Below are 24,152 nucleotides of genomic sequence, written 5' to 3' on the forward strand. Positions count from 1 at the left end.
ATGAACAATACTGCCTTTCGCGCTCCCATCGTCACGCAGACCCGGGAAGGCTGGGGCGTGCGCCTGGAACCCCTGCTGGCCGAGCACGCCCCCCTGCTGGAAGAGGCCGCCGCCGACGGCGAACTGTGGAACCTGCGCATCACCGGCGTGCGCGCCCCCGGCCAGGCGGCTCAATACATACAGACCGCCCTTGAGGGCCAGCGGCAGGGCCACATGCTGCCGTTCCTGGTGCGCGACCTGCTCAGCGGCCAGGCGGTGGGCACGACCCGCTACCACGACATCCTGCCCGCCGTGGCGCGCCTGGAGATCGGCTACACCTGGTACGCGCGGCGCGTCCAGCGCAGCCACGTCAATACCGCCAGCAAGCTGCTCCTGCTGCGGCACGCCTTCGACACCCTGGGCGCCGCGGTCGTGGGCTGGCGCACCGACAACTTCAATTTCGCGTCCCAGCAGGCCATCACCCGCCTGGGAGCGCGTTTCGACGGCCGGCTGCGCCACCATGCGCCGCGGCGCGACGGCACGGTGCGCGACACCATGATGTGCAGCCTGCTGGCCGGCGAATGGCCCGAGTCCCGCGCCCACCTGCTGGACCGCCTGCGGCGGCACGGCCATGCTGCTTGATTTCTTCTACCACCTGCGCTCCCGGGGCCTGCCCGTTTCCATCCAGGAGCACCTGACCCTGCTCGATGCCCTGAGCCGGGCCATCATGCCGCCCAGCCTGGACGATTTCTACAATCTGGCCCGACTGGTCCTGATCAAGGACGAAACCCTGTATGACCGCTTCGACCAGGCCTTCGGCGAGTTCTATCAGCCCCAGTTGCACGCGCTCGAACAGGGCAAGGTCCTGCCCGAGGACTGGCTGCGCCAGACCCTGACTCGCCACCTGAGCCCGGAAGAGAAGGCGGCCCTGGAAAAGCACGGCCTGGACAAGCTGCTGGAGTTGTTCAAGCAGCGCCTGCAGGAACAGCAGGAACGCCACGCCGGGGGCAGCAAGTGGATAGGCACGGGCGGCTCCTCGCCCTTCGGGCATGGCGGCTATCACCCCGAAGGCATACGCCTGGGCGGGCCCTCGGCTGGCAACCGGACCGCCGTCAAGGTCTGGGAGAAGCGCGAGTTCCAGGATTACGACGACCAGAAGGAACTGGGCACGCGCAATTTCAAGATGGCGCTGCGTCGGCTGCGGCGCTTTGCCCGGGAAGGCGCGCCCACCGAGCTGGACCTGGACGGCACCATACGGGAGACGGCCCGCAACGCCGGCATGCTGGATCTGCAGATGCGCGCCGAGCGGCAGAATCGCGTCAATGTGCTGATGCTGCTGGACGTGGGCGGCAGCATGGACGACCACATCGCCCAGGTCGAGGCGTTGTTCTCGGCAGCCCGATCGGAATTCAAGCACCTGGAAGCCTACTACTTCCACAACTGCGTATACGAGACCGTCTGGCGGCACAACTCACGGCGCTACGACGAGCGCCTGGACACCTGGGACCTGCTGCGCAAGTACAACGACGACTGGCGCGTCATCATCGTGGGCGACGCCACCATGAGCCCCTACGAAATCATGGCGCCCGGCGGCTCGGTGGAACACTACAACAAGGAGACCGGCGCCGCCTGGCTGCAGCGGCTGCGGGAACATTGGCCGCGCACCGCCTGGCTCAACCCCGAACCCCGCGCCTACTGGCCGTATCGCCAGTCCATCGCCATCATCGGGGCCGTAATGTCCGGCCGTATGTTCCCGGTCACCACGGCGGGGCTGGAAGAGGCCATGCGCTATCTGTCGCGCTGGCCGCGGCCGTCCCATGAAAAAACCCGCAGCGCCGGCGGGCGCTGCGGGTTTTTTCAATGTCAAAGGCTCAACGGCGCTTCTGGCGCTCCAGCATGCCGGCGCGCTGCTGTTCCAGCTCCTTGATCTGGCGCTGCAGTTCACGCAACTGGTCGCGCGCTTCGCGCTCCTGCTCGGCCAGGGCTTGCGCCTCGCGGCGCGCCTCTTCGCGCTGCGCAATGGCCAGGGCTTCCTGCTGGCGCTGCATGGCCAGGTCGTTCTGCAGGACGGTCAGCTGGTCCGCGCTCTGGTTCAGTTCCTTTTCCGTGCGGGCGACTTCGGCCTGCAGCTTGATGCGCTCCAGGTCGGAAGCCGCGTAGTCCACCGTGTCCTGACGGTACTGGGTATACATGCGCTCGGCCAGCGAGGCGTCCGTGGTCTTGAAGACGCGCCAGAACTCGCGCTGCTGGAACAGGGCGACGTAATACGTCAGGCTCTCGGAAGCAAACAGCAGGCTGGCGCCGTAGCGTCCGTTGTAGGCGGTGCGCAATTCCTGCACGCCCCGGGCCTGGATGAGCTGCTGCAGTTCGGCCACGGTCGTGTTCAGCGCGGCGGCGGAACGGGCCGGCGCAGCAGGCGCGGCCGCAGGCGCGACAGGCTCCACATCCTGAACGGCTTCGTCCTGGGTCTGCGCCACCACGGGCCGCTCCGGCTCCTGCACCAGAGACACCGAGCTGCACGCCGACAGCACGAACAGCACACCCAGCGACAAAGCCATGCCTGTCTTGCGACTAAGGTTCACCATACCCTTCCCTTGAAAATCAATTTGTTGTGATTCGCTTGACGTAGAGAACAGTGCGTATTCTAAACGTCCGTTGTTGCGCCTTGTGCCTTTATGTTGAATTTCCGCATCTTTTCCCACAAAACCTTACGAGAAATTCCCAGCACGGCGGCCGTATCCTGTCGGCGCCAGCCCTGCGAGTCCAGCGCCGCCACGATGCGATCGCGCTCCTCCTGCTCGTGCGCGCTCAGGGCCGGGACCGGCTCGGCGTACTCGCGCAGCAGCGCCGGGTTGGCCGAGGGCAGGGCCGGCGGCATGATGGGCGCATTGAAGCGCTCCAGCACCTGGCGAAGCTGCACCGACTCCCAGGCGCCGAACTGCTTGCTCATGACCGCCACCCGCTCGACCAGATTGGCCAGCTCGCGCACATTGCCGTTGAAGCGCATATTGCCCACCGCATCGAGCACCCACTGCGGAATGTCCTCCACGTCGCATTGCAGCTCCTGCTCCAGCAAGGCGCAGAAAATGGCGATCTTCTCCTGCGGGCCGCGCTGCTCCAGGTTGGGAATGACCAGCTCCACCACGGCCAGGCGATAGTACAGGTCGGCGCGGAACTGCCCCCGCTGCACCAAGCCCAGCAGATTCTTGTTGGTGGCGGCGGCCATGCGAAAGTCCACGGGGATCTCCTGCGTGGCGCCCAGGCGCGTGACGGTGCGTTGCTCCAGCACGCGCAGCAGCTTGACCTGCTGGTGCAGCGGCAGGTCGCCGATCTCATCCAGGAACAGCGTGCCCTGATCGGCCTGTTCGAAGTAGCCCTTGTGGGCGCCGATGGCGCCCGTGAACGCACCCTTGGCATGGCCGAAGAAATGGGCCTCGAACAGCCCCTCGGGCACCGCGCCGCAGTTCACCGGCACGAACGGCCCCTGGACGCGCGACGAACGCTCATGCAGAAGCTGGGCGATGCGCTCCTTGCCCACGCCGGTCTCGCCATGGATCAGCACGCTGGCCCCGCTGTCGGCGTACATGTCCGCCTCCGCCAGCAAGGCGCGCATGATGGGCGAGACCGCCACCAGCGGCCGCGGCCCGCCCTGGGAGTGGCGGTCGACCTGGGCCACCAGTCCGGCCAGCTTGGCCACCAGCGTACGCAGTTCGGCGCCGGTGAAAGACAGGGGCAAGGTATAGGAATAGGCGGACGGATAGAAGCGCGGATCGTAACTGCGCTCCTCCGACGCCACCCAGATGACGGGAACGGCGTGCTCGACCAGCCATTCATGCTGCTCGAAGCGCCCTTCGGTCATCACGCTGACCGAGACCAGCGCGACCGCGTGGCGCGTGGCATGCGTCTCGGCATCGAGCCGCAGGGACGGATCCACGCGCAGCACCGCCACCGATGAATTTTCCATCGCGCGCTCGGCGCGCGCCGCCAGGTCGGAGCTTCCCTCCCACACGTACAGAACAGGTTCATTGCCGATGAAACTACTACTCATATCCTTGCCCGCCTCCTCGACTACTGCACCAGGTAGGCCGTGCCGCACTGCACGTCGTGCAGCTTGACGTCGGCTTCCACCAGGCTCAGCCCCAGCAATTGCAACAGGCCTTCGAGCAATGCGCTCAGTGAATTCAACACGGGATCCAGCAGCGCAACGACAAGGCTCAGGACCGCCCCGACCAGATTGGAATCCTTGAACACCAGCGTTTCCACTGCGCCGACGCGACAATCACGCATGGCCTTCTCGCCGCCTATGCCGGCCAATCCGCAGGCCAGGTCGCTCAGCGGCGCGCCCAACAGCGTGGTCAACAAGTTGTCGACAAACCCCAATGTACCTCCGAGCACGCCGACCAGCCCGTTCTGGCTCATGGTGCGCGCCAACTGGTCCATGCGCTCCTTGGACCAGTTCATTTCCGCCACCACGGACGAAATGGCCCGCCCCGCCCCGTCGCCCACCACGCTTTCAGCCATCTGGCGCTTGCCCGAGGCGCCGCTCCAGGGAGTGTTGAGCAGATCGCCCAGAATGCCCGACAGAACGGCGTCGGACAGCAGGCGCACGCTGCGCGAAAGATCAAGCTGCGTGGCATTGACCGTCTTCTCCGAAGGGTCGCCGGGAGGCGCCGTCAACGTGACCTCCACCGGGTCCTTGGTATCGATCAGCGGCAGCGTCACCTTGGCGGTCAGGGGCAGGATGCCCAGCACGTTGATGACGCGATGACGCTGGATGGCGCCGAATTCGGTGTCCTTGCAACTGTTGGCCGCCGAGAAAAAATCGCTGTGCGGGAAATTGCCCAGGCACACATTGACCAGCGACGAACTGACTGCAATCGTGGCCTGATCCCGCTCGATGGGCGGACGGCACACATTGAGCAGCTTGCCGCGCGCCTGGGACAGCTCGACGATCAGGGGCAGGCTGACTTCCGTGCCCAGCGCCTTCAGGATGGGTCCCACCGCCGGGATCTGGGACGTGTCCAGCTTCAGGTAGATGCGCACGCCGGCCGAATTGGCCGTCGTGCCGACGCCGCCCATCGCAATGCTGGGCGGCTCCACGATACGGGCCCGCACATCCAGCGTCTTGTTGAACAGGGACGAGGGCAGGCCCGTCAGGTTCAGGTCGATCAGGTTCTCGCCGTTGGCCACCACCAGCCCGGTATTGACCAGTTGCAGCACGTCCAGGTTCACATTCAGGGCGGACAAGGGATCCACGCCATCGACCATCGCCAGAATGCCGCCTTCGCCCAGGAGCTTGATGGGCAGGTCCAACGGTCCCACGCCCAGCAGCAGGCGTATGAACTCCTGCAGGGCGCCCACGTCCAGACCCAGGGTCTTTTGCTGGTCCAGCAGCTCCAGGCTGGCGTTGAGCAGGTCGGCCAGCGTCAACTGCTCCAGCCGCGTCAATTCCTCGGGCGTGCCCACGCCGGCAATGACCGTGGCCGGCAGCCCCAGGGCCTTGAGCAGGCCGGCGGGCGTGATCCTGGCATTGACCAGCCCGGCCGCATCCAGCACCGTCAGTTGGTCCGGACGCAGCCCCACGCCGCGCAACAGGCTGTACACCAGCCCATTTTTCTTCAAGGCCAACAGGCGGCTTCCCACCGAAAAGGTTGCGGTCGGCTCACTGGTATTGGCCGTGGCCACGGCGTCGATCGAAGCCGGCGACAGGAAAGGGAACAGGGACGGCGCCTGGTAGCTCAGGCGCACCTGCACGGAATGCGCCGGCAGGGCCTCGGTGAAACGCTGCGCGGGATCGGCCACGCTGCCGTCCCAACGGCCGCAACTTACCCGCGCCGCCTCGCCTGTCAGGCCGGCCGCCGGCGACCCGCTCTGGCTGCGCAAGCTGACCCCGGCCATGCGCTGGGCCTCCCGGCAGCCCAGCTCATCGCCCGCCCCCACGACTGCGCACCGGCCAGCGCCGCCAGGTCGGCGGCATTCTGCAGATCGCGCTTGGCATAGAAGTTCTGGCCCAATTGCGCCGCGCCCAGCAAGACCAGACCCACCAATAGAGCGGCGGCGGCGGGCACGATCACGGAACCCGTCTGCCGATCGGCTCGCTGCGCCCGCTCTCGAATGCCAAACCCGTTCATAGTGCCTCCTCCCGCTACACTGCGCGATCTGTCAATTCTTGCCGCTGGTTTTCACCCGTTCCTGCATGTATTCAGGAATCGGATGCTTGAAACTGTTCAGATAGCGCTCCCAGGCCAGCGTCGCCGCCGCGCCCGCCACCGGAAGCTCCTTGCCCTCGCGCTGCGGATCGGCCTGCATGCTCATCAGGCTGCGTGTTCCCTCGCCCACCTGCAGCACGGGAGGAATGTGACGGAGCTCATTCTGCACGTGGACCGGCAGGCCTTCGACTTCGGGCCAGGGGTGCACTTGTTCCTGCGTCAGGCGATATGTTTCATAGGGCTGGCGTTCGGCCGCCGCAGGCTGGGCCGGCTCGGCGGGAGCCGGCGCCGCGGCCGGACTGGGCGCCACAGGATACGAGGTCGCCTCCGAAGCCATGGCGCCCGTCAGGGGCGGCTGAGTCTGCGCAATCGAGGCGCTCGCCATGAGAACCGAGCAGCAGGCCAGAAATTGTCGATGGTTCATGTCACATCCTTGAATAAGCAGCTTTGTTTCAATGAGCCGAGGCTGGAGCCAGGCTTTCCAGCAAAGGCCGGTTGAGCCCCGCATCCGATACCAGGGCGGCCGGACGAACAGCCGGCGACGGCTGGGCAACGGGCGCCTGTCCGTCCTGGCTGACGACCACCCGGCGGCTTGCGACAGGCGGATCGTCCGACGCGGCCGCCTCCCCGGCGAACTGCGCATCGACAGTCCGGGCGCGCTGAGCCCGCGCCAGCAACTGCTCGCGCTGGCGGGACGCATGCAACTGCTCCAGCTCCCGGCCGATCTGTCCGGCCATCTCCGCCACCGCCTGCTGCGTCGTCTCGTTCATGCCCGCCTGCTGCATGACGAACTGGGCGCGCTGCGGCGCGCCGCTGACCAGCAGGTACAGGGCCATATTGCTCAGTATCTTCGGATTGTCCGGTTCCAGCTCGGCCGCCTTGCCCAGGGCCAGACGGGCCAGGTCGGGCCGGCCGGCCCGCAGGTAGGCATAGCCCAGGTCGCTTTGCAGCGCCGCCTGGGTGGGATCGAGCCCCGCCGCCTTGGCCAGGTAATGGGCGGCCGCCTCGAAATTCTGCTGGGAGCCGGCAATCAGGCCCAGGCCTTGGTACGCCCGCGCGCTCACCGGCGTGCCGCGCAAAGACTTGAGCGTGGCGGCGGCCTGCTCCAGCTGGCCGGTCTGGCGCAGGGCCTCGGCGCGCAGGGCCATCATCTCGGGATCGGCGCCGTACTCCTTCTGCATGGCGTCCGCATAGGCCAGGGAGGCAAAGTACCGCCCCTGCTTCTGTGTTTCCTGCAGCATCTGCACCGCCATCTGTCGGTCGCTGGGCTTGCGCTTTTCCCAGTGTTCGATTTCCTTGCTTTGCATAAACGCCTCCTGCTCCTGCTGCTGGCGCATCAGCTCGTACGCGGAATCCGTGCTGGAGCAGGCCGCCAGCAAGAAGCTGCCGCCCATCATCACGGCCAGGGCCGCCAATCTGCGCATGCGTGCATGGGATTTCATGATGCTCATCCTCCGGCCACCCGGCTCAAACCTCGAAACAGGGCCAGAAAGCCCGACCCTGCGGTAATGATCAACAAGGCGGGCAGCAAGGTCAGCACCATCACCCCCGTCATCTTGACCGTCAGCTTGCCCACCTTTTCCTTCAGTTCCAGCCGGCGCTGTTCGCGCAGGCGCACGCCGAAGCGATGCAAGGGCTCCTGCATGGCTCCGCCATGCTGGTCCACCTGCACGATCAGGCGGCAGATCACGGACAGGTCCTCGTTGCCGAAATGGTGGGCGATACGCTCCAGCGACTGCTCGCGCGTGCGGCCGCGGGCATACTGCTCCACCGCGATCGTCAGCTCCGAACCCATGACGGGCAGCACGTCCTTGAAGTCGCGCTCGATGGTGTAGAGCGTCTGGTCCATGGACAGGCCCACGCCCTGCAGCAGGCGCAGCAGATCCACGAACAAGGGCAGCTCGGCCGACATCTGCACGCGCCGCTGTGCGGCCCGGCGCATGAGCCACCATTTGGGCAGCATCCAGCCCAGGGCGAAGCCCAGGAACACGGTCAGGAAGGGCAGCATGTCGTTCAGGCGCCGGGTCAGGGGCAACAGGCTGAACAAGGCGATCAAGGCCACGCTCAAGCCCACCCGGCCGACCGCGAAGTAGCGGCGCGCCGTCTCCACGTCTTCGAAGCCGGCATTGTTGATCAGCTGCCGGTCATCCTCGCCCAGCAGGCTGCCGCCGAAACGCCCTTGCAGCCAGCGCGCGCCCAGATTGCCCGCCCGGCTCTTGATCTGCTCGACGGTCTGACGCGGATGGCCGGCGGACGCGGCCGCCGGCGGCGCCCCGTGCAGGCGCTCGCCACCGGCGCGCGCCAGGCGCCGCTCCTGTTGCCGCTGCCGCCAGCTTGCGCCCGCCCACAGACCGAGCAGCAGGCAGCCGGCCAGGGCGCAGGCCGCCGCGCCCCACATCAGTAAAGTCCCCGCATCCATTGCCATCATTGCCCGCTCCTACACATTGCGCGCCATGCGATACAGCCAATAGCAACCGACCAGTTGCAGCACGACCGCGAACACCAGCATGCGAAAGCCCGTCGGGTCCTGCCACATGGTCATGAACAAATTGTTGTTGAAGATCAGGATGTACGCGGCGATCACGGCCGGCAGCAAGGCCAGTATCCAGGCCGAAAGGCGCACTTCCACCGACAGGGCCACCAGCTCATTGCGGGCGTTTTCCCGGTCCCGCATGAAACCCGCCATGCGCTCCATGGTCTGGTCGCTGCGTCCGCCGAACCGCATGGCCACGCCGATCACCGCCGCCACCAGGAACAGTTCATGCAGGCCATGCTGGCGGGAAACGGTGCGCAGAGCCGCATCCAGCTCCTGCCCCGAACGGTGCAGGGCCTTGGCCTCCTGGAGGACTTCGCCCAGCGGCAGCGGCGTGTTGTCGGCGGCGTTGAGAAAAGCCGCGCCCATGCTGTTGCCAATGGTGATCAGGCGCACCATCAGATCCAGGAAATCCGGTATCTGCGCAACAATCTTGCGATGCCGCCTATCGGTCTTGAACCACAGGAAGGCATAGGCTCCGGCAATGGCCGCCGCCAGCATGGCCGCCCCCGCCACCGGGCCGACCAGCGCCAGCAGCAGCACAGGCAGGCCCAGCGTCCAGGCCAGCAAGGCGAAATAGAAGCGCCGCGACGGGCGCATGCCTGTGCGCAGCATGAATTCGCGCCACCCCTTGGGCGCGCCTTGCCAGGCATCCTGCTGCACGCGCTCCTCGCGCGTGCCCAGGGGTACGCCAGGGCGCAGGGCCAGCTGCTGCTCCAGCACCTTGGCGGAAATCTGCGCCTGCTGGCGCCTTCCAGCCTGCCGCCAGAGCAGCATGGCGCCCAGAATCAGCAGTACGGCCGCAAGGGCAATGAGCAACGCCGTCATCTAGCGCCTCCAGTCCCAGAAGCCGCCCCCTTCCTTGGGAGCGGGCTCGCTGATCTGCGCCTGTTCGCTCGTCAGCTGGTCGCGGTACTGGTTCAGCTTGCGGGTATGCGGGTGTATGCCCAGGCTGACCCAGCGATCCTGCTCCGTATCGTCGGCGGCCACATATGATTCATGCCGATACAGTTCCTGCATGGCGATCACGCCGTCGCCCATGCCGGTCACTTCCGTGATGGACAGGATGCGGCGCTTGCCATTGGGCAGGCGTCCGATCTGGATGATGAAGTCCAGGGCGCTGGCGATCTGGCGGCGCAGGCTGTCCTCGCTGCCCTGGAAGCCGGCGAAACCGGCCAGCATCTCGATCCGGTACAGGCACTCGCGCGGCGAGTTGGCGTGGATGGTGGCCATCGAACCTTCGTGGCCGGTGTTCATGGCCTGCAGCATGTCGATGACCTCGGCGCCCCGCACTTCCCCCACCACCACGCGGTCGGGCCGCATCCGCAGGCTGTTGCGGATCAGGTCGCGGATCGTGATCTCGCCGCTGCCGTCGTAGCCGGCCTGCCTGGCCTCCAGGCGCACGACGTGCGGATGGTTCAGGGCCAGTTCCGCCGTATCCTCCACCGTCACCACGCGTTCGGTCTTGGGAATGTAGAAGGCCAGCGCGTTCAACAGCGAAGTCTTGCCCGAGCTGGTGCCGCCCGAGATCAGGATATTGCAGCGCGAGCCCACCGCCGCCTGCAGCAGGCGGTTGATGGACTCGTCGAAGGCTCCCAGGCGCATCAGGTCGTCAGGCTTGAGCGGATCCTTGCGGAACTTGCGGATGGACACCATGGGACCGTCCACCGCCAGCGGATGGATGACCACGTTCAGGCGGCCGCCGTCGGGCAGGCGCGCATCGACCATGGGCACGGACTCATCCAGGCGCCGGCCCAGCGGCGCCAGGATGCGGCGCACGATGCGCAGCACATGCTGATTGTCGGTGAAGCTGGCCTTCTCCCGGCTCAGCACGCCGCCGCGCGACACGAAGACATTGTCGAATCCATTGATGAGGATGTCCTCGACCGCCGGATCCTCCAGCAAATCCTCCAGCGGACCCAGGCCGGCCAGCTCCTTGGTCAATGCCTGCACCACCTCGCGAATCTCGGCCTCGTTGACGGGTATGCGCTTGAGGCGCGCGAAACTGGCCACCTCGATGCCGACGAAATCCTGGATCGCCTGGCGCGTCCAGCGGCCGAATTCCGCGCCCAGCTCTTCGATGCGGGCCAGCAGATGTTCATGGGCCTGCTCCTTGACCTGGATCAGGTCGGGCCGCCCTCCGAGCAAAGACATACTATTCATGCGTCAATCTTCCATGCATGGGCCGGCTCAGCCCCCAAACCTGAACTTGAAACGATTCCAGACCGACGGCGCGTCAGCCTGGGCCGGAACTTCCTTGCGCTCCACCATGTCGCCCGCCAGCGCCTGCACGGCGCGCGCATAGGCATCTTTTTCATCCACCTGCACCAGCAGCTTGCCCAGGCTGGCGCTGCGCATGTGCCCCAGACGGCGGTCCGGCAATACCGCGGCCAGCTCCAGCCCGAAGCGTGCGGCGATGGCCTGAGCCGACAGCCCGTAGCGTTCGTCGAACTGGTTCACCACCAGCCGCAGCGTGGCCAGGCCGTCCAGCTCCGAGCGGATCGCCAGCGTCTCGGCCAGCGACACCAGCGCCCCCATGCTCTGGTCGGTCACCAGCAGCACCTCGTCCACTTGCGACTCCAGCTCCACCAGGAAACGCGGGTTGGGAAAACCGCCGCCATCGATCACCAGGCAGCCCATGCGATCGCGCAAGTAGCTGCACAATCCCAGCGAGTCTTCCAGGCCGATCTGGTTCAGGCTGTTCACATCGGCGGGCAAGGACAGGACATTGAGCCCGCTGCTGTGCTGCGCCAGCGCGGAGTGCAGCATGGTGTCGTCCAGGCGATGCCGCTGGGAGGCGGCCTGGATGAAATCGAATTCCGAACCTGCGCCCATGTACAAGGCGCAGTCGCCGGTCGGCCAGCCCAGGTCCAGAAGCCCGACACGCTCGCCGAGCGGCACCAGTTCGGTGGGCAGGGGCTTGTTGACGGGCAGGCCGCGGGCCTGCTTGCCCAGGCGGTTCATCTCCTGCTGCAGCACCCAGGCCAGGCTGCTGGCCAGCGTGCTGCAACCCACCCCCGCGCGCGCGCCCAGCAGCAGCACGCAGCGAAACGGCTTCTTGACCAGCACGCTCTGCTGGCTCTGCCCGGCCTGATCGATGATGCGCTGCAGCTCCTCGCGCAGGTTTTCCGCACCATCCAGATTCAGGAACTCGTTGGCGCCGGCGCGCAAGGCCTCGACCGCTCCCTGCGGAAAAGAAACCCGCCCGACCGCGACCCGTTGCACGCTGGCGTCCAGGCGGGCCAGGCTGCGCACCAGGGCGGCGATCCCCGCCTGGCTGCCGTCGGGCTGCACATGGGCGAAATCGAAGAACACCATGGGCTCGGCCTGAGCCGCCAGCTCGCGCCGCAGGCTCTCCTGCGTAGGCAGGATGGCGCGCACCTTCAGCAGGCCGGCCGCCGCGCCGTTGATGGCCTCGGCCAGCTCGGGGCGCTCGGTACACAGCAGGTACTCCCTGTATCTCTGCACAATGACGACTCCAACCGCTCAGCGCGAAAACCCCGGCATCTGCTCATAGCCGTGACGGCCGAGCAGGAAGTACCCCCAGGCATTGGGCGCATCGTCCAGCTTCTCCTGGCGCCCGCCCGGCAAGGCGATCGTGGCTCCTTTCTGGATGGGCTTGATCAATCGCGGCGTGACGACGATCACCAGCTCCAGTTCTTTCTGGCTGTACTGCACATTGCGGAAGAAACTGCCCAATATGGGCAGATCCCCCAGGAAAGGAATCTTCTTGACGGCCGCGGCGGTCTGGCGCGACACCAGGCCGCTGATGATGTAGCTTTCGCCATCGCCCAGCTCTATGGTGGTGTCGGCCCGGCGCGTGCGCAGCGACGGCATGAGGCCGCCGCCCGGCATCTCCACGACCCTGGAGTAATCCAGATCGCTGGCCTCGGGAGCCACCTTCAAGGCGATGCGCTCGCGCGAGAGCACGGTGGGCGTCACGGTCAGGCCTATGCCGAAAGGCTTGTACTCCACCGTCGTGGTGCCCAGGCCGGCCGAGGAAGGAATGGGGATCTCCCCGCCGGACAGGAAACTGGCGCTGTGGCCCGACATGGCCACCAAAGTGGGCTCGGCCAGCACCCGGGCCAGTCCGTTCTGCTCCAGAAGATTCAGCGTGGCGCTGAAATTGCGAGAGCTGTACATCACGTTCAGTCCGCCGCTCAGAGCGCGCGGCAGCAGATTGACGCCGCCTGTCCAGGGCTTGCCGCCGATCGCCTCCGCGCTCAGGCCGATATCCTTCATGACCTCGCGCGAGACCTCCACCACCTTCACTTCCACCTGCACCATGCCGCTGGCGTCCACTTCCGACAGGTCCAGCACCGCGCCGTCCTTGCCGCTCCCAGCGCGCGCGGCGGCCACGGCTTCCTGATGCTCCAGGAGGGACGGGCTGCTGCCCGTGACCAGGGTTTGCGGTCCGGCCGCGGAAACGTCCGCGGACAAGGATCGTCCAGCCTGCTCCAGCTGCCGCTCCACCTGGCTTTGCACTTCGATGGTCCAGCGCTCGGGCGTGCTGCGACCGGGCATCCAGATCCTCAGGTCGGCCTTGCCCGCGCGCTTGCCCACCAGCAGCACCTCGCCGCGCTGGCCGGCCGCCGGCGACAGGATCTGCACATCCGCGACCGTCTCGTCGCTGATGGCCAGACGCTGCGGCACCTGCGGCAGGCGCAGAATGTCCTGGTCATTGGCTACCAGTCTCACGATCTTCTGGCTGCCGGCCGACTGGCCCGTCTGCGCCTCCACTGCCGTCACGGGCAGCGCGCTCATTGCCGCCGCCAGTGCCCACACCAATCCCAGACCTGCTGTTCTGATTTGTTGTTTCATGTCTCTAATCCATGCTGCCTTGCTTCGCATCACCCCGGCTCCATCGCGAAAGCCGGCCGGATCCCGCGGGCGGACGCATCCGCCCCCGTTCAATACTGGATCACCTCGACCCGCCCGCCGCGTATGACTTCAGCCCGGCGGGGCTGCGCCATGCCGTCGGTCCGCGGCGCGGCGACCGGCGTCTTGGCCTCGCCCAGCTTTTCATTGCTGGCCGAGAACTCGCGCAGGCCCAGGCCCGCCATGGCCCGGTTGTCAGGCAGCGCCAGGGCCTCGCGCTGCTCTGGCGCAAGACCCGCGCGCGCAGGTATCAAAGCAGCGAATTCGGGAAACAGGCCGGGGTCGGGCAGGCTGCCGTCCGACGGTGCGCGCAGCACCAGCTGCAGGCTGCCGCTGCGGCTTGCCAGCAGCAGTTCGTTGACCGAGGCCAGGGGCACGGCCAGCATGGCGTTGCGCGCCTGCCCGTCCTGGCGCGCAGCAGAGGATTCCGAGGCTTCCGGTCCGGCCAGCGAGGACTTCCCGTAAGACAGCACGCGCACCCGCGGCATCAGCAGGCGCGCCTGGGTATCGCTGACTTCGTTGCCGCTGTTGAACGTGAAGAACACATCCACCAGATCGCCGGGCTCGACACGATTGCTGGCGCCGGAAATCGCATCGACCGGAATCGTCACCGCCCGCTCGCCGTCTTCCAGATAGCTGGCCAGACTCTTGGCGATGAAACTGCTCAGGACGGGCTGCCCGGCCTCCAGGTCGAAACGCAGCGTCTTGCCCACCAGGGGCTGCATGTCCTGATAGGATTGGCTGGGCGCCGCCGGCCATTGCGCAAGCTCCAGGGCATCGGCCGTCAGCGTATCGCCCGCTTTCAGGCTACGTTTGACCAGCACCACCGACTGCAAGGACTGGCGGTGACTTTCGGCCGTCCCCGCCGTTGCCGGCGCCACCGGCGCGGGCTTGGGCTTGATGCCCAGATACACGGCCAGGCCGACCAGAACTGCTGCGATCAGCAGCAGGACCACTGCCGCTCCCTTCATGATGCCGCTCATTGATTTCCTCTCCCTAGGACAACGAATGCCGTCGCATGCAGACTGCCTGGCGCATGGCTCTGCTCATCACCCGTCAGCAAAGGCGACAGGATGTCGAGCAGATTGGCCAGCAACCAAGGCTGCACACTCAATTCCAACGAGAACCGTCCGCACTGATTCGCCGGCTCCTGCACGCAGGCTGCCTGGCGAAAACCGCCGCTCAGCCCGCCCAGCCAGTGGAGCAGGACATCGTCCTGGGCGCGGCGGTCCACATATTCCTGAAAGAATGCCGCCGTCTGAACGGGAGTCAGCGCCTGGGTGACGCTCTGGCGCGCGGCATCGCCCACCAGATGGGTAATTTTCTGCTGGGCCAGGAACAAGGCGCTGAAACTGATGATGGCGCCGAAGATCACCAGCATCAGGCTGAGCACCAGGGCGAACTCAATGGCGGCCACGCCGCGCTGCCGGGCGGCCGGACGAAGGTCGGTTGCAGCGGCGGAACGCGTGCTCATAGGGCGGCTCCCAGTTCGCCGGCCACTTGCAGGTTGACCTGCGCCTGGCCGTCCAGCCGGGCCGGCACCACCAGAGCGAACAGGCCGCTGGGGCCAAGCATGGGCACCAGCGGCGCCCGGCCATAGTCATAGATGATGCCTACGCGCACTTCATTGTTGATCAGCTCTGCCGATACGCGCACATACTGGGCGCCGACCCAGTCCGACAGCCAGCGGACCTGCTCATCGGCCTCGGCGCGGGCCTGCTCCACGCGGCTCAGCAGCCGGTTGCGCAGCACCTGTTCGCGTTCGGCCGGCGTCAGGCCGCCCAGGTCGGGATCGGCTCCCGGCGCCACCAATGCCGCGCGCGCGCCCGATTCGGCCGCATAGTTGAGCGATTGCTGAGCGGTCATGATCAAACCGAAAGTCAGCAATGCATAAATAAGAATGAACAGCAAGGGGAAGACCAAGGCGAATTCGAGCGCGTACGCGCCGCGCTGACGCCAACTGTCCATGGCGGGCTGCCTTGCCTTGGGCGAGGCCGTCCGGGCCTGCTTCAGCTCTGCATCCATATCCACCCCACTGTTGCGACAGACAGCCACGCCCCCAGCGGGACGCTGCGTGCCTTGACCCGGGTTCCCGGCAGGGAGAACCCATATTTTTGTTCTAGAGACGGCGCCATCACCAACAGCAGCGCATGCATGCCGGCCAGCGCGGTCCCGATCAGCACCACCTCCCCGCCGCTGCGCCACCCCAGCGCAAATCCGAGAACGGCCATCAGCTTCACATCGGCCGCGCCCATCAGGCGCCATTGCCAGACCGGAAAAAAAGCGCCAGAGCGCCCAGAAAGCCGATCAGCGATGCGCCCCAGCCCGGCACGATTCCCGAAGGCAGCCCGACCCACTGATTCGCCGCCAGTTTGTGCAGCAGAATGGACAGGAAATAAAGAACAAGAACGTTGTTATGAATCTTCCGGAATCTCAAATCGCGATAAACTATCTGGATCGAGAAAAAAACCAGAAGAAATATAAAAACGCCTTGTAATAAGGAAAGCATTAGCATCAGCCTATTCAAGCCAGCAAAAATGGCCAGTCAAGACAGGCCGATGCTAAATCTCTTAATCTCCACCCTCGCCCGCCGGCAGTTCGTCGACTACCTGCTGGAACATGGCTTTGAGCCCGTCTCCCACCTGGGTGAGAACGGCAATGATCACCACGGCAATCAAGCCCGCAATCAAGCCGTACTCGATGGCGGTAGCGCCGTCTTCGTCGTTCCAGAATTGTTGAAGTTGAGCTTTCATGACTTCCCCCTTGAACAAAAATTGCCGCCGGACCCGGTGGCAGGACGCCCCTCAGGGCACTTCAGTGCTGCCTGCTCCTCAGGAGCAGGCAAACAAAATTATCAATTTTTTCAATTTGCGTTGATACACATCTTATAACTATCTAGTTCGTTGTTTTAACTAGCATTTACGTGTAACAAGCTCTGTTGACGAGATGAATTTTAGTTCAAAGATACAAAAAAAGCATGAATGTGGCTTCAGAACGTCATTTCATATATAAAAAAACGGCAAAAAATCGGTTTTTTGAACCATTTACTTACGTAAAATATGGCAAATTTTGTCATTGTTAATATTTTTATCATTTTCGACACAATGAAATCTGGCTTTGTCAATGCAGGATTTAAAACGATCGTGAAACAAATTTGGTTTGTTAAATCAAGTATCTTCGTTTGTGTCAGCCATCGAGACTCGGTGTATACCCTTAGCGCAAAAAAGAAAAACTTTTTTCAGACCCTATGAGCATCAGGCAGAGGGAAAGCGGTTTTTCAGGCCTTATGTTTCCGAGTGTAATAGTTAAGGCTTGAAAATCGACTACCCATCATTCGGTTACCTTCGAACAACAAAAAATGACAGCGCAGGCAATCTGCGGCACAGTAACGACACGCGACGTTTTCATGCATAACAATTCAGCAGCAACCATGAACCTACATCGACCGCACGCTCTCTCGGGGACGACGAACACGCCTTCACCGCGCATTCTCTGCCTGGCTTTGCTGACGGGCCTGGGAATCGGTGCCACGCCGGTACAAAGTCGCGCCGACGCGCCCCTGCGCGGCAACCCCGTGGACTCCCTGCCCCCGATAGCAGCCCCCGCCCAACCGGCTCCGACAGCCCCGCTGGCGATTCCGCAATCGCCGGCCCAGACCCAGTTGCAGGCCCGCCTGCAACAGCAACTGGTGGTACGCAGCTTCGATGTCAGCGGCAGCCGCAGCATTCCCTTCGAGCAGATCACCGCCATCCTGGAACCGCTGGCGGGCAAGCGCCTGACCATCGCGGAACTGATCAATCAGGTCAACCGCATCACCGCCCTCTACCAGGAAAAAGGCTATCCGCTGTCGTTCGCCATCTTGCAGGAACAGGACTTCGCCAATGGCCACGTGAAAGTCACGGTCGTGGAAGGACACGTGGGCAGCCTGCGCATAGAGGGAGATCCCGGCCGCAGCGAAGCGCGCATCCGCCGCGTCGCGCAAGCCATGCTGGACGAAAAGCCGCTGACTCAGCGCACGCTGGAACGCACCATGAACCTGTTGCGCACCATTCCCGGCCTGAAGATAGACCCCAAGCTGGACATGCCGGCGCGCACGGACGGGGCCTCTGAACTGGTCATTGCCGCCACGCACAAAAGCTTCGCGGTCAACGCCAGCGTGGCGGAGATGGGATCCAGCAAGCAAGGGATCGTGCAGCTGACCACCAACAGCCTTACCCCGCTGGGCGAAGAGTTCAAGCTGACGGCGGCCATCCCCACTTCGTCGGAAGACGTCAAGTACGTCAGCGGCACGCTGTCCATCCCCCTGACCGGCAATGGCCTGTCACTGGACATCGACGGCTACCATTACCGCTCCAAGCCACGGGACGAGGTGCTGGAAAGGGATGGGTGGCAGCGCAAGGTGATCAACGAACGCATCGGCGCCGCCATCAGCTACCCTTTCATCCTGAGCAACCAGCGCAGCCTGAAAGGCAATGTGGGCTTCTACGCCAGCCGTTCGCTGGATGACTATACGCACGAGACCCTGGACAATGTCTGGATCGAGAACACGACCGACGTGCGTGCCGTCAAAGGCGAATTGCAATACAAGGACGCCTCGGCGCGGCAGTCCCGCGAGATCAATCTGGGCGTATACAAGGGCATGGACGCGATGGGCGCCCGCAAGACCCTGAACACTTACCTGCAACGGGACATGGAGTCGGACCTGGACCTGGACTTCACCCGCTGGACGGCCTCGATCAAGCAGAACGTGGCCCTGCCCGCCCAGTTCGGGCTGAGCCTGTCGGCCAGCGGCCAGTACAGCAGCAACGTCCTGCCCAACTCGGAACAGGTGTCGTTCGGCGCATGGCGCCACGGCTACGGCTATCCCCAGGGCGAACTGGCGGGCGACAAAGGCATAGGCGCCACCATCGAGCTGAACCGCCGCTTCACCAACTCCTCTACCTGGCTCAACAGCATCCAGCCTTACATCGCGTATGACTGGGCCCGCGCCTGGTACAACCTGGAGCGCCTGAACAGCTACAACAATCGCAAGCTGAGTTCGGCCGCGCTGGGCGTGCGCCTGTCCAACAACAAGCATTACCTGTTCGACATCAATATCGCCAAGCCCATCGGCGATCTGCCCGTCAATACGGACAAGCGCAAGCTGCGGCTGAACACCAACTTCCTGTTCTTCTACGACGGTTTCTGACCCGGCATTCCGCCTCCGCCGCCCGGCCATCGCAAGATGGCCTTTTTTTATGCCTCAACTTCGGCGTTTTCTTACCAAGGTGTTACGGGCAACGTTACGTAACGGGAACGGAACACGTCACCGGAACAGGCTGCGGCGCAGCGGCCAAATGACGCTTCCAGTACAGAAAGCACGCTCCCTTGCTCTTGAAAAAAACTTCAGTTCATTGATTTTTAAAGAGAAACCAGTAACCGAGCCATAAGCATAAAAATTGGCACGACTATTGCTTCATGTTCATCAACAGCCCCGCTGGGCCGTCCTCTCATATCAAAACGGAGTCAGACATGAAAGCAAGGAATTCAGCAAGAAAAGCCGCCGTGCAACGCATCCTGCAACGTACCGTCGTTGCCACCCTCGTCATCAGCGCCGCGGCGCTGGCAGGCTGCTCCTCGCGCGGCGGAGTGCGCAGCAGCGACGTGGCCGTCACCCCTCCCGTGGTCGACCCCGGTCTTCCGCTGAACCCTGGCGGCGGCGGAAACAATGGCGGCGGCAACAATGGGGGCGGCAACAACGACGGCGGCGACAACGGCGGCGGGAACAACGGGGGCGGCGCCAATGTCACGCAGAACGCCCTGGGCAATCTGGGCAAGGCCGTGGACAACGTCATCCCGCTCAACCTGGAAAAGACAGGCTTGCAACTGGGTGAGACCCTGGACAGCGCCCTGGCGCCCGTGACCGGCATCGTGACGGACACCACGCGCACCGTTGGCAGCGTGACCGGACTGGGCGAACCCGTCAATGGCGTGACCCAGCAAGTTGGCGGCGTCGTGTCGGGCCTGGGCGGGGAACTGAGCAACAGCGGCCTTCCCCTGAATCTGGGCGTGGGAGCCGGCGGCTTGCTCAGCCATCTGGGCCAGGCGGTAGGTTCGGCTGGCGGGCTGCTGGTCAACGATCCGGACAACGCCAACCCCCTGGGCAATACGCTGCAACACGCCACCAAGGGTGTGGAGGTGCTGACGGGCGCCTTGCTGGGTGAAGGCAGCCTGCTGCACCCCCTGACCTCTCAACTGGGCCTGGGCGGCGCTCTTCTGGCCGATTCCGGCTCTCCCATCCTGGAGCCCGCCCTGGGCAATGTCGGCCAGGCCGTGGACAACATCGTTCCCGTGGGCTTGAACCCCATCCTGGGCGATGTAGGCGCCGCCCTGGACAATACGGTTGCCCCCGTGGCGGCCACCGTCACCCATGTCACCCAGCAAGTCGGCGACGGGCTGGGCGTAGGCCAACCCATCAACGCCTTGCTGGGCGGAGTGGGCAGCGTGCTGAATCAGGCGGGCGGAACGCTGGACTCGGCTGCGCCGCTGGGACTGGGCGGCGTGGTCGGCCATCTGGGCAATGCCGTCACCTCGGCCGGAGGGCTGCTGCACGCCTCTGCTGACAACGCGAACCCGCTGGGCGATGTGCTGAACAGCACCACCAAAGCCGTGGCATCGCTGACCGGCGGCTTGGGCGGAGTCGCCGGCGGCGATAACGGTGGATTGCTCGCGCCCGTGACCGGCCTGCTGGGCGGCCTGGGCGGCGGCGACGGTGCCAATGGCGGGCTGCTGGCCCCAGTCACCGGACTGGTGGGCGGATTGACCGGCGGCCTGGCCGGCGGCGATGGCGCCAACGGCGGACTGCTGGCTCCCGTCACCGGGCTGGTGGGCGGATTGACCGGCGGCCTGGCCGGCGGCGACGGCGCCAGCGGCGGGCTGCTGGCCCCAGTCACCGGACTGGTGGGCGGATTGACGGGCGGCCTCGCCAGCGGCGACGGCGCCAACGGCGGGCTGCTGGCTCCCGTCACCGGCTTGCTGGGCGGCATCACAGGCAGCGTGACGGTCGGCGCCGGCGCCGAAGCGGGCGCTCAAGCCGGCGGCGGGCTGCTGGCGCCGGTCACCGGCCTGGTCGGCGGCCTGGTGGGGGGCTTGACGGGCGGCGTGGCCGTGCAAGCCTCCGTCAATGCCGGCGCCGCCGGCGAAGCATCGCCAGCGGCTCAAGCCAATGGCGGACTGCTGGCGCCCGTTACCGGACTGGTGGGCGGACTGCTCGGAGGTGGACGCAAATGATGAATAAAGTCATGAACCCGGTTTCCCGGCCGGTAAGCTATCAACCCGGCGCTGTCTCCAGGACAGACTGGTCCGCGCGCCCAGAGGGCAATACGATGCTTTCAGAAAAAATGTTGCTCGATCTGAGCAAGATGCTGGGTCGTCAGTTCACCGTCTATGCCGAAGCGCTCAAAGCCAGCCTGGCCGAAGAAGCCGGCCTGCCGCTGAATGACTTCAAGGCCCTGGAATACATCATGGAGTTCGACGCCTTACCCACGGGACAGCTTGCACAGCTGATGGACCTGAGCGCCAGCGGAGTCAGCTCGCTGATCAACCGTCTGGAGCACAAAGGCTACATCACTCGCGGGAGGCATCCATTGGACAAGCGGGTCATCGCCCTGCACCCGGTCATGGATAAGTGTCGCGGCGTCCTGGCCATCAAGGAGCGCGCCATCACCCAAGCCATCAATGCGGCCGCCAACCAGAATCCGGCCCAGTTGATCGCCATGTACGACTTCCTGGTGGACAGCATGAGCGCCTTCCGGCAGAACACCAAAGCATGGCTGGATGCCAAGGCGCTCGTACCGCGCATGACTTGATACTTTTCATCTCCTTTTTTGAACCGCTGCCTGCAGCGGTTCTTTTTTTGTTACGTAACATGCGGGCCCAGTGTGTCCGGCCAGCGTAACAAACACGCTCTTTTTTCGCCTCCTTTCACGGAGAGCCAGGATTGCCGCGGTCTTTCGCGCCGAACTCAATTTGGCACGCTTATTGCTTCTTAAGTATTGAGGCAACTGAATACTCAGATCACTTATTGGAGCAAGCAATGAATAAGAACACAGACAGCAAGAAATCCGTGCTTCGCCTGACACTGTTGGCAACCTTGATGGCCAGCACACTGACTCTGACGGCCTGCGGAAGCCTGACGGGCGGCGGCTCTTCTGGTTCAGGCAAACCAGTGCCGACCAATCCTGATCCAGGCAATGGCGGTGGCGGCGGCGGTGACAACGGCGGCGGCGACAATGGCGGCGGTGATAACGGCGGCGGCGACAATGGCGGCGGTGACAACGGCGGCGGCGACAACGGCGGCGGCGACAATGGCGGCGGCGACAATGGCGGCGGCGACAATGGCGGCGGCGACAACGGCGGCGGTGACAACGGCGGCGGTGACAACGGCGGCGGTGACAACGGCGGCGGCGACAATGGCGGCGGCGATAACGGCGGCGGCGATAACGGCGGCGGTGACAACGGCGGCGGCGAACCTCCCGTCCGCACTCCAGGCCCTCTGGAAACCACGCTGAACAATGTCGGCGAAGCCGTAGACAACGTGCTGCCCGCAGGGTTGCAGGAAACCGGCGGCAAACTGGGCCAGACCCTGGACAACGTTGTCGCCCCGGTTGTCGATACGGCTACGGGACTGACGCAGCAAGTCGGCGGTGCAACCGGCCTGGGCGAACCCATCAACGGCTTGCTGAACCAGACTGGCGGCGTGGTCGCCAATCTGGGCGAGCAACTGGGCACCAGCGGCCTGCCCCTGAACCTGGGCCAAGGCGTGGGCGGGCTGCTGACAGGCCTGGGCAATGCGGTCGGCAGCGCCGGCGGCCTGCTGCATGCCGACCCCAACAACCCCGCCCCCTTGACGGCCGTGCTGGGCCACGCCACCGGCGGGCTGGCGGCGCTGACGGACTCGCTCACCGGCGAAGGCAGCCTGCTTTACCCGCTGACCGGACAACTGGGCCTGGGAGGCCTGCTGAATGGCGGCGACGCCGCCCCCATCCTCGAGCCTGCCCTGGGCAATGTCGGCCAGGCCGTGGACAACATCATTCCCGTGGGCCTGAACCCCATTCTGGGCAATGTGGGTGAAACGCTGGACACTGTCGTCGCCCCTGTCGGTGCAACAGTCACTCACGTCACCCAGCAAGTCGGCGACGGCCTGGGAGTGGGCCAGCCCATCAACGCCCTGCTGGGCGGCGTAGGCTCGGTCCTGAACCAGACCGGCTCGACCATTGACGGCGCAGCCGGCCTGGGCCTGGGCGGATTGCTGGGCGGGTTGGGCGATGCCGTGGCCAGCGCCGGCGGGCTGTTGCATGCCACGGAAGAAAACCCCAATCCGCTGGGCGCGACTCTGAACCACGCCACCGGCGCAGTCGCCTCCCTGACCGGCGGGCTGGGCGGCGGTGAAGGTGGACTGCTGGCCCCCGTTACCGGCTTGATCGGCGGACTGACGGGCGGGCTGACCGGCGGCGAAGCCAATGGCGGCTTGCTCGCTCCCGTCACCGGCCTGGTCGGCGGCTTGACCGGCGGGCTGACCGGCGGCGAAGCCAATGGCGGCTTGCTCGCGCCCGTCACCGGCCTGGTCGGCGGCTTGACCGGCGGGCTGACCGGCGGCGAAGCCAATGGCGGCTTGCTCGCGCCCGTCACCGGCCTGGTCGGCGGCTTGACCGGCGGGCTGACCGGCGGCGAAGCCAATGGCGGCTTGCTCGCGCCCGTCACCGGCCTGGTCGGCGGCTTGACCGGCGGGCTGACCGGCGGCGAAGCCAACGGCGGCTTGCTCGCTCCCGTCACCGGTCTGGTCGGCGGCCTGGTAGGCGGGCTGACCGGCTCGCCGGCCGGCGAGCCGTCCGCGCCACCAGCCGGCAATCCTCCGGCAGCGGCCAATGGCGGCCTGCTTGCTCCCGTCACAGGTCTGCTCGGCGGCCTGCTGGGCGGGTCTCCTCGATAAGGAGCGTTGCGCATGTCGGACAAACTGCCTGGCACTCACTTTTCGTCCGGCCTGCGCAATACGGATGACGTCCTGTCAGGGCATATGCGAGGCGATATTGCCCGCATGATGGGACGTCAACTGGATGTCTATGCCGAAGCCGGCAAGTACAGCCTGGCGGAAAATGTCGGGCTGACGCTCAATGAGTACAAGGCACTGGAATTCATTCTGGAACTGAATCCGCTCTCGCCAGGGCAACTGGCGCAACTGCTGAACCTGAGCGCGAGCGGCGCCAGCGCCCTGATCGGACGATTGGAGCAAGCCGGCTACATTCACCGCAGCCGCCATCCCGCGGATAAACGCATGGTGGCCCTGTACCCGGACCTGAAACAGTGCCGGCAGATCATGATCAGCATGGAGGAATCCGTCGCCCGCGCCATTGAACGCACGGCCAGCCACAACCCCGCCCAGCTCATCGCGATCTATGATTTTCTGTTCAACAGCATCGCCAGCCTGCGAGCCAGCGCGCTGGAGCGGCTCAAACACAAAACGGATTGAAATCCGGATGCTTTCTTGCTGCTTTGCCCACCAGGCCTCCTGGTGG

23 protein-coding genes and 1 pseudogene are annotated in these 24,152 nt (G+C 65.1%); 7 read left to right on the plus strand and 17 right to left on the minus strand.

Annotated features, from left to right (window positions below):
• Both ACWPWO_RS11655 and ACWPWO_RS11660 read left to right on the plus strand, forming a co-directional pair.
• Positions 1 to 621 (plus strand): GNAT family N-acetyltransferase, encoded by a 621-nt coding sequence (locus ACWPWO_RS11655; protein WP_454006732.1) that lies wholly within the window; start codon positions 1 to 3, stop codon positions 619 to 621.
• A pseudogene (locus ACWPWO_RS11660) lies at positions 611 to 1,780 on the plus strand (vWA domain-containing protein); the annotation flags it as partial. The gene ACWPWO_RS11655 and the pseudogene ACWPWO_RS11660, both read left to right, overlap by 11 nt.
• A 70-nt stretch (positions 1,781 to 1,850) precedes the next feature.
• Here ACWPWO_RS11660 and ACWPWO_RS11665 read toward each other — a convergent pair.
• The 17 genes from ACWPWO_RS11665 to ACWPWO_RS11745 form a co-directional block, all read right to left on the minus strand.
• Positions 1,851 to 2,564, minus strand: a complete 714-nt coding sequence (locus ACWPWO_RS11665; protein WP_454006733.1) for a DUF2968 domain-containing protein — start codon at positions 2,562 to 2,564, stop codon at positions 1,851 to 1,853.
• 59 nt (positions 2,565 to 2,623) lie between these two features.
• Positions 2,624 to 4,027, minus strand: coding sequence for a sigma 54-interacting transcriptional regulator (locus ACWPWO_RS11670; protein WP_454006734.1), 1,404 nt, complete (start codon positions 4,025 to 4,027; stop codon positions 2,624 to 2,626).
• A gap of 20 nt (positions 4,028 to 4,047) precedes the next feature.
• Entirely contained in the window at positions 4,048 to 5,919 is a 1,872-nt protein-coding gene (locus ACWPWO_RS11675) for a TadG family pilus assembly protein (RefSeq protein ID WP_454007518.1), read from the minus strand.
• Entirely contained in the window at positions 5,826 to 6,110 is a 285-nt protein-coding gene (locus ACWPWO_RS11680; RefSeq protein WP_454006735.1) for a pilus assembly protein TadG-related protein, read from the minus strand. The genes ACWPWO_RS11675 and ACWPWO_RS11680 overlap by 94 nt, the downstream gene beginning before the upstream one ends.
• A 31-nt stretch (positions 6,111 to 6,141) precedes the next feature.
• Positions 6,142 to 6,612, minus strand: a complete 471-nt coding sequence (locus ACWPWO_RS11685) for a DUF3613 domain-containing protein (RefSeq protein WP_454006736.1) — start codon at positions 6,610 to 6,612, stop codon at positions 6,142 to 6,144.
• A 28-nt stretch (positions 6,613 to 6,640) separates the two neighbouring features.
• Complete coding sequence (locus tag ACWPWO_RS11690; protein ID WP_454006737.1) at positions 6,641 to 7,630, minus strand: tetratricopeptide repeat protein; 990 nt, start codon at positions 7,628 to 7,630, stop codon at positions 6,641 to 6,643.
• 5 nt (positions 7,631 to 7,635) lie between these two features.
• Positions 7,636 to 8,616, minus strand: a complete 981-nt coding sequence (locus ACWPWO_RS11695) for a type II secretion system F family protein (protein ID WP_454006738.1) — start codon at positions 8,614 to 8,616, stop codon at positions 7,636 to 7,638.
• A 9-nt stretch (positions 8,617 to 8,625) separates the two neighbouring features.
• Positions 8,626 to 9,549, minus strand: a complete 924-nt coding sequence (locus ACWPWO_RS11700) for a type II secretion system F family protein (protein ID WP_454006739.1) — start codon at positions 9,547 to 9,549, stop codon at positions 8,626 to 8,628.
• Positions 9,550 to 10,884, minus strand: a complete 1,335-nt coding sequence (locus tag ACWPWO_RS11705; protein ID WP_394061077.1) for a CpaF family protein — start codon at positions 10,882 to 10,884, stop codon at positions 9,550 to 9,552.
• Positions 10,885 to 10,911: 27 nt separating this feature from the next.
• The gene (locus ACWPWO_RS11710; RefSeq protein ID WP_454006740.1) at positions 10,912 to 12,189 is read right to left on the minus strand and encodes an AAA family ATPase; all 1,278 of its coding nucleotides are present in this window, start codon (positions 12,187 to 12,189) and stop codon (positions 10,912 to 10,914) included.
• A gap of 18 nt (positions 12,190 to 12,207) precedes the next feature.
• Complete coding sequence (locus tag ACWPWO_RS11715) at positions 12,208 to 13,542, minus strand: type II and III secretion system protein family protein (protein ID WP_454006741.1); 1,335 nt, start codon at positions 13,540 to 13,542, stop codon at positions 12,208 to 12,210.
• An 89-nt stretch (positions 13,543 to 13,631) separates the two neighbouring features.
• Complete coding sequence (gene cpaB / locus ACWPWO_RS11720) at positions 13,632 to 14,582, minus strand: Flp pilus assembly protein CpaB (RefSeq protein WP_454006742.1); 951 nt, start codon at positions 14,580 to 14,582, stop codon at positions 13,632 to 13,634.
• The gene (locus tag ACWPWO_RS11725) at positions 14,579 to 15,073 is read right to left on the minus strand and encodes a TadE/TadG family type IV pilus assembly protein (protein ID WP_454006743.1); all 495 of its coding nucleotides are present in this window, start codon (positions 15,071 to 15,073) and stop codon (positions 14,579 to 14,581) included. Before ACWPWO_RS11725 ends, cpaB begins: the two co-directional genes overlap by 4 nt.
• The gene (locus ACWPWO_RS11730; RefSeq protein WP_454006744.1) at positions 15,070 to 15,624 is read right to left on the minus strand and encodes a TadE/TadG family type IV pilus assembly protein; all 555 of its coding nucleotides are present in this window, start codon (positions 15,622 to 15,624) and stop codon (positions 15,070 to 15,072) included. The genes ACWPWO_RS11725 and ACWPWO_RS11730 overlap by 4 nt, the downstream gene beginning before the upstream one ends.
• Positions 15,609 to 15,854: a hypothetical protein gene (locus ACWPWO_RS11735; RefSeq protein ID WP_454006745.1), complete on the minus strand. Its 246-nt coding sequence runs from the start codon at positions 15,852 to 15,854 to the stop codon at positions 15,609 to 15,611. The genes ACWPWO_RS11730 and ACWPWO_RS11735 overlap by 16 nt, the downstream gene beginning before the upstream one ends.
• Positions 15,854 to 16,114 (minus strand): hypothetical protein, encoded by a 261-nt coding sequence (locus tag ACWPWO_RS11740; protein WP_454006746.1) that lies wholly within the window; start codon positions 16,112 to 16,114, stop codon positions 15,854 to 15,856. Before ACWPWO_RS11740 ends, ACWPWO_RS11735 begins: the two co-directional genes overlap by 1 nt.
• Positions 16,115 to 16,169: 55 nt before the next feature.
• On the minus strand, positions 16,170 to 16,352 hold the full coding sequence (locus ACWPWO_RS11745) for a Flp family type IVb pilin (RefSeq protein WP_454006747.1): 183 nt from the start codon (positions 16,350 to 16,352) through the stop codon (positions 16,170 to 16,172).
• Positions 16,353 to 17,029: 677 nt separating this feature from the next.
• On the opposite strand from ACWPWO_RS11745, the gene ACWPWO_RS11750 reads away from it, so the two are divergent.
• The 5 genes from ACWPWO_RS11750 (at position 17,030) to ACWPWO_RS11770 (ending at position 24,106) form a co-directional block, all read left to right on the plus strand.
• Positions 17,030 to 18,787, plus strand: coding sequence for a ShlB/FhaC/HecB family hemolysin secretion/activation protein (locus tag ACWPWO_RS11750; RefSeq protein ID WP_454006748.1), 1,758 nt, complete (start codon positions 17,030 to 17,032; stop codon positions 18,785 to 18,787).
• Positions 18,788 to 19,110: 323 nt separating this feature from the next.
• Complete coding sequence (locus ACWPWO_RS11755) at positions 19,111 to 20,868, plus strand: collagen-like triple helix repeat-containing protein (protein WP_454006749.1); 1,758 nt, start codon at positions 19,111 to 19,113, stop codon at positions 20,866 to 20,868.
• A gap of 110 nt (positions 20,869 to 20,978) precedes the next feature.
• On the plus strand, positions 20,979 to 21,446 hold the full coding sequence (locus tag ACWPWO_RS11760) for a MarR family winged helix-turn-helix transcriptional regulator (RefSeq protein WP_394061095.1): 468 nt from the start codon (positions 20,979 to 20,981) through the stop codon (positions 21,444 to 21,446).
• A gap of 227 nt (positions 21,447 to 21,673) precedes the next feature.
• On the plus strand, positions 21,674 to 23,569 hold the full coding sequence (locus ACWPWO_RS11765; protein WP_454006750.1) for a collagen-like triple helix repeat-containing protein: 1,896 nt from the start codon (positions 21,674 to 21,676) through the stop codon (positions 23,567 to 23,569).
• Positions 23,570 to 23,674: 105 nt separating this feature from the next.
• Entirely contained in the window at positions 23,675 to 24,106 is a 432-nt protein-coding gene (locus ACWPWO_RS11770; RefSeq protein ID WP_454006751.1) for a MarR family transcriptional regulator, read from the plus strand.
• The last annotated feature ends 46 nt before the right edge of the window (positions 24,107 to 24,152 follow it).

The organism is Alcaligenes sp. Marseille-Q7550 (assembly GCF_965112015.1).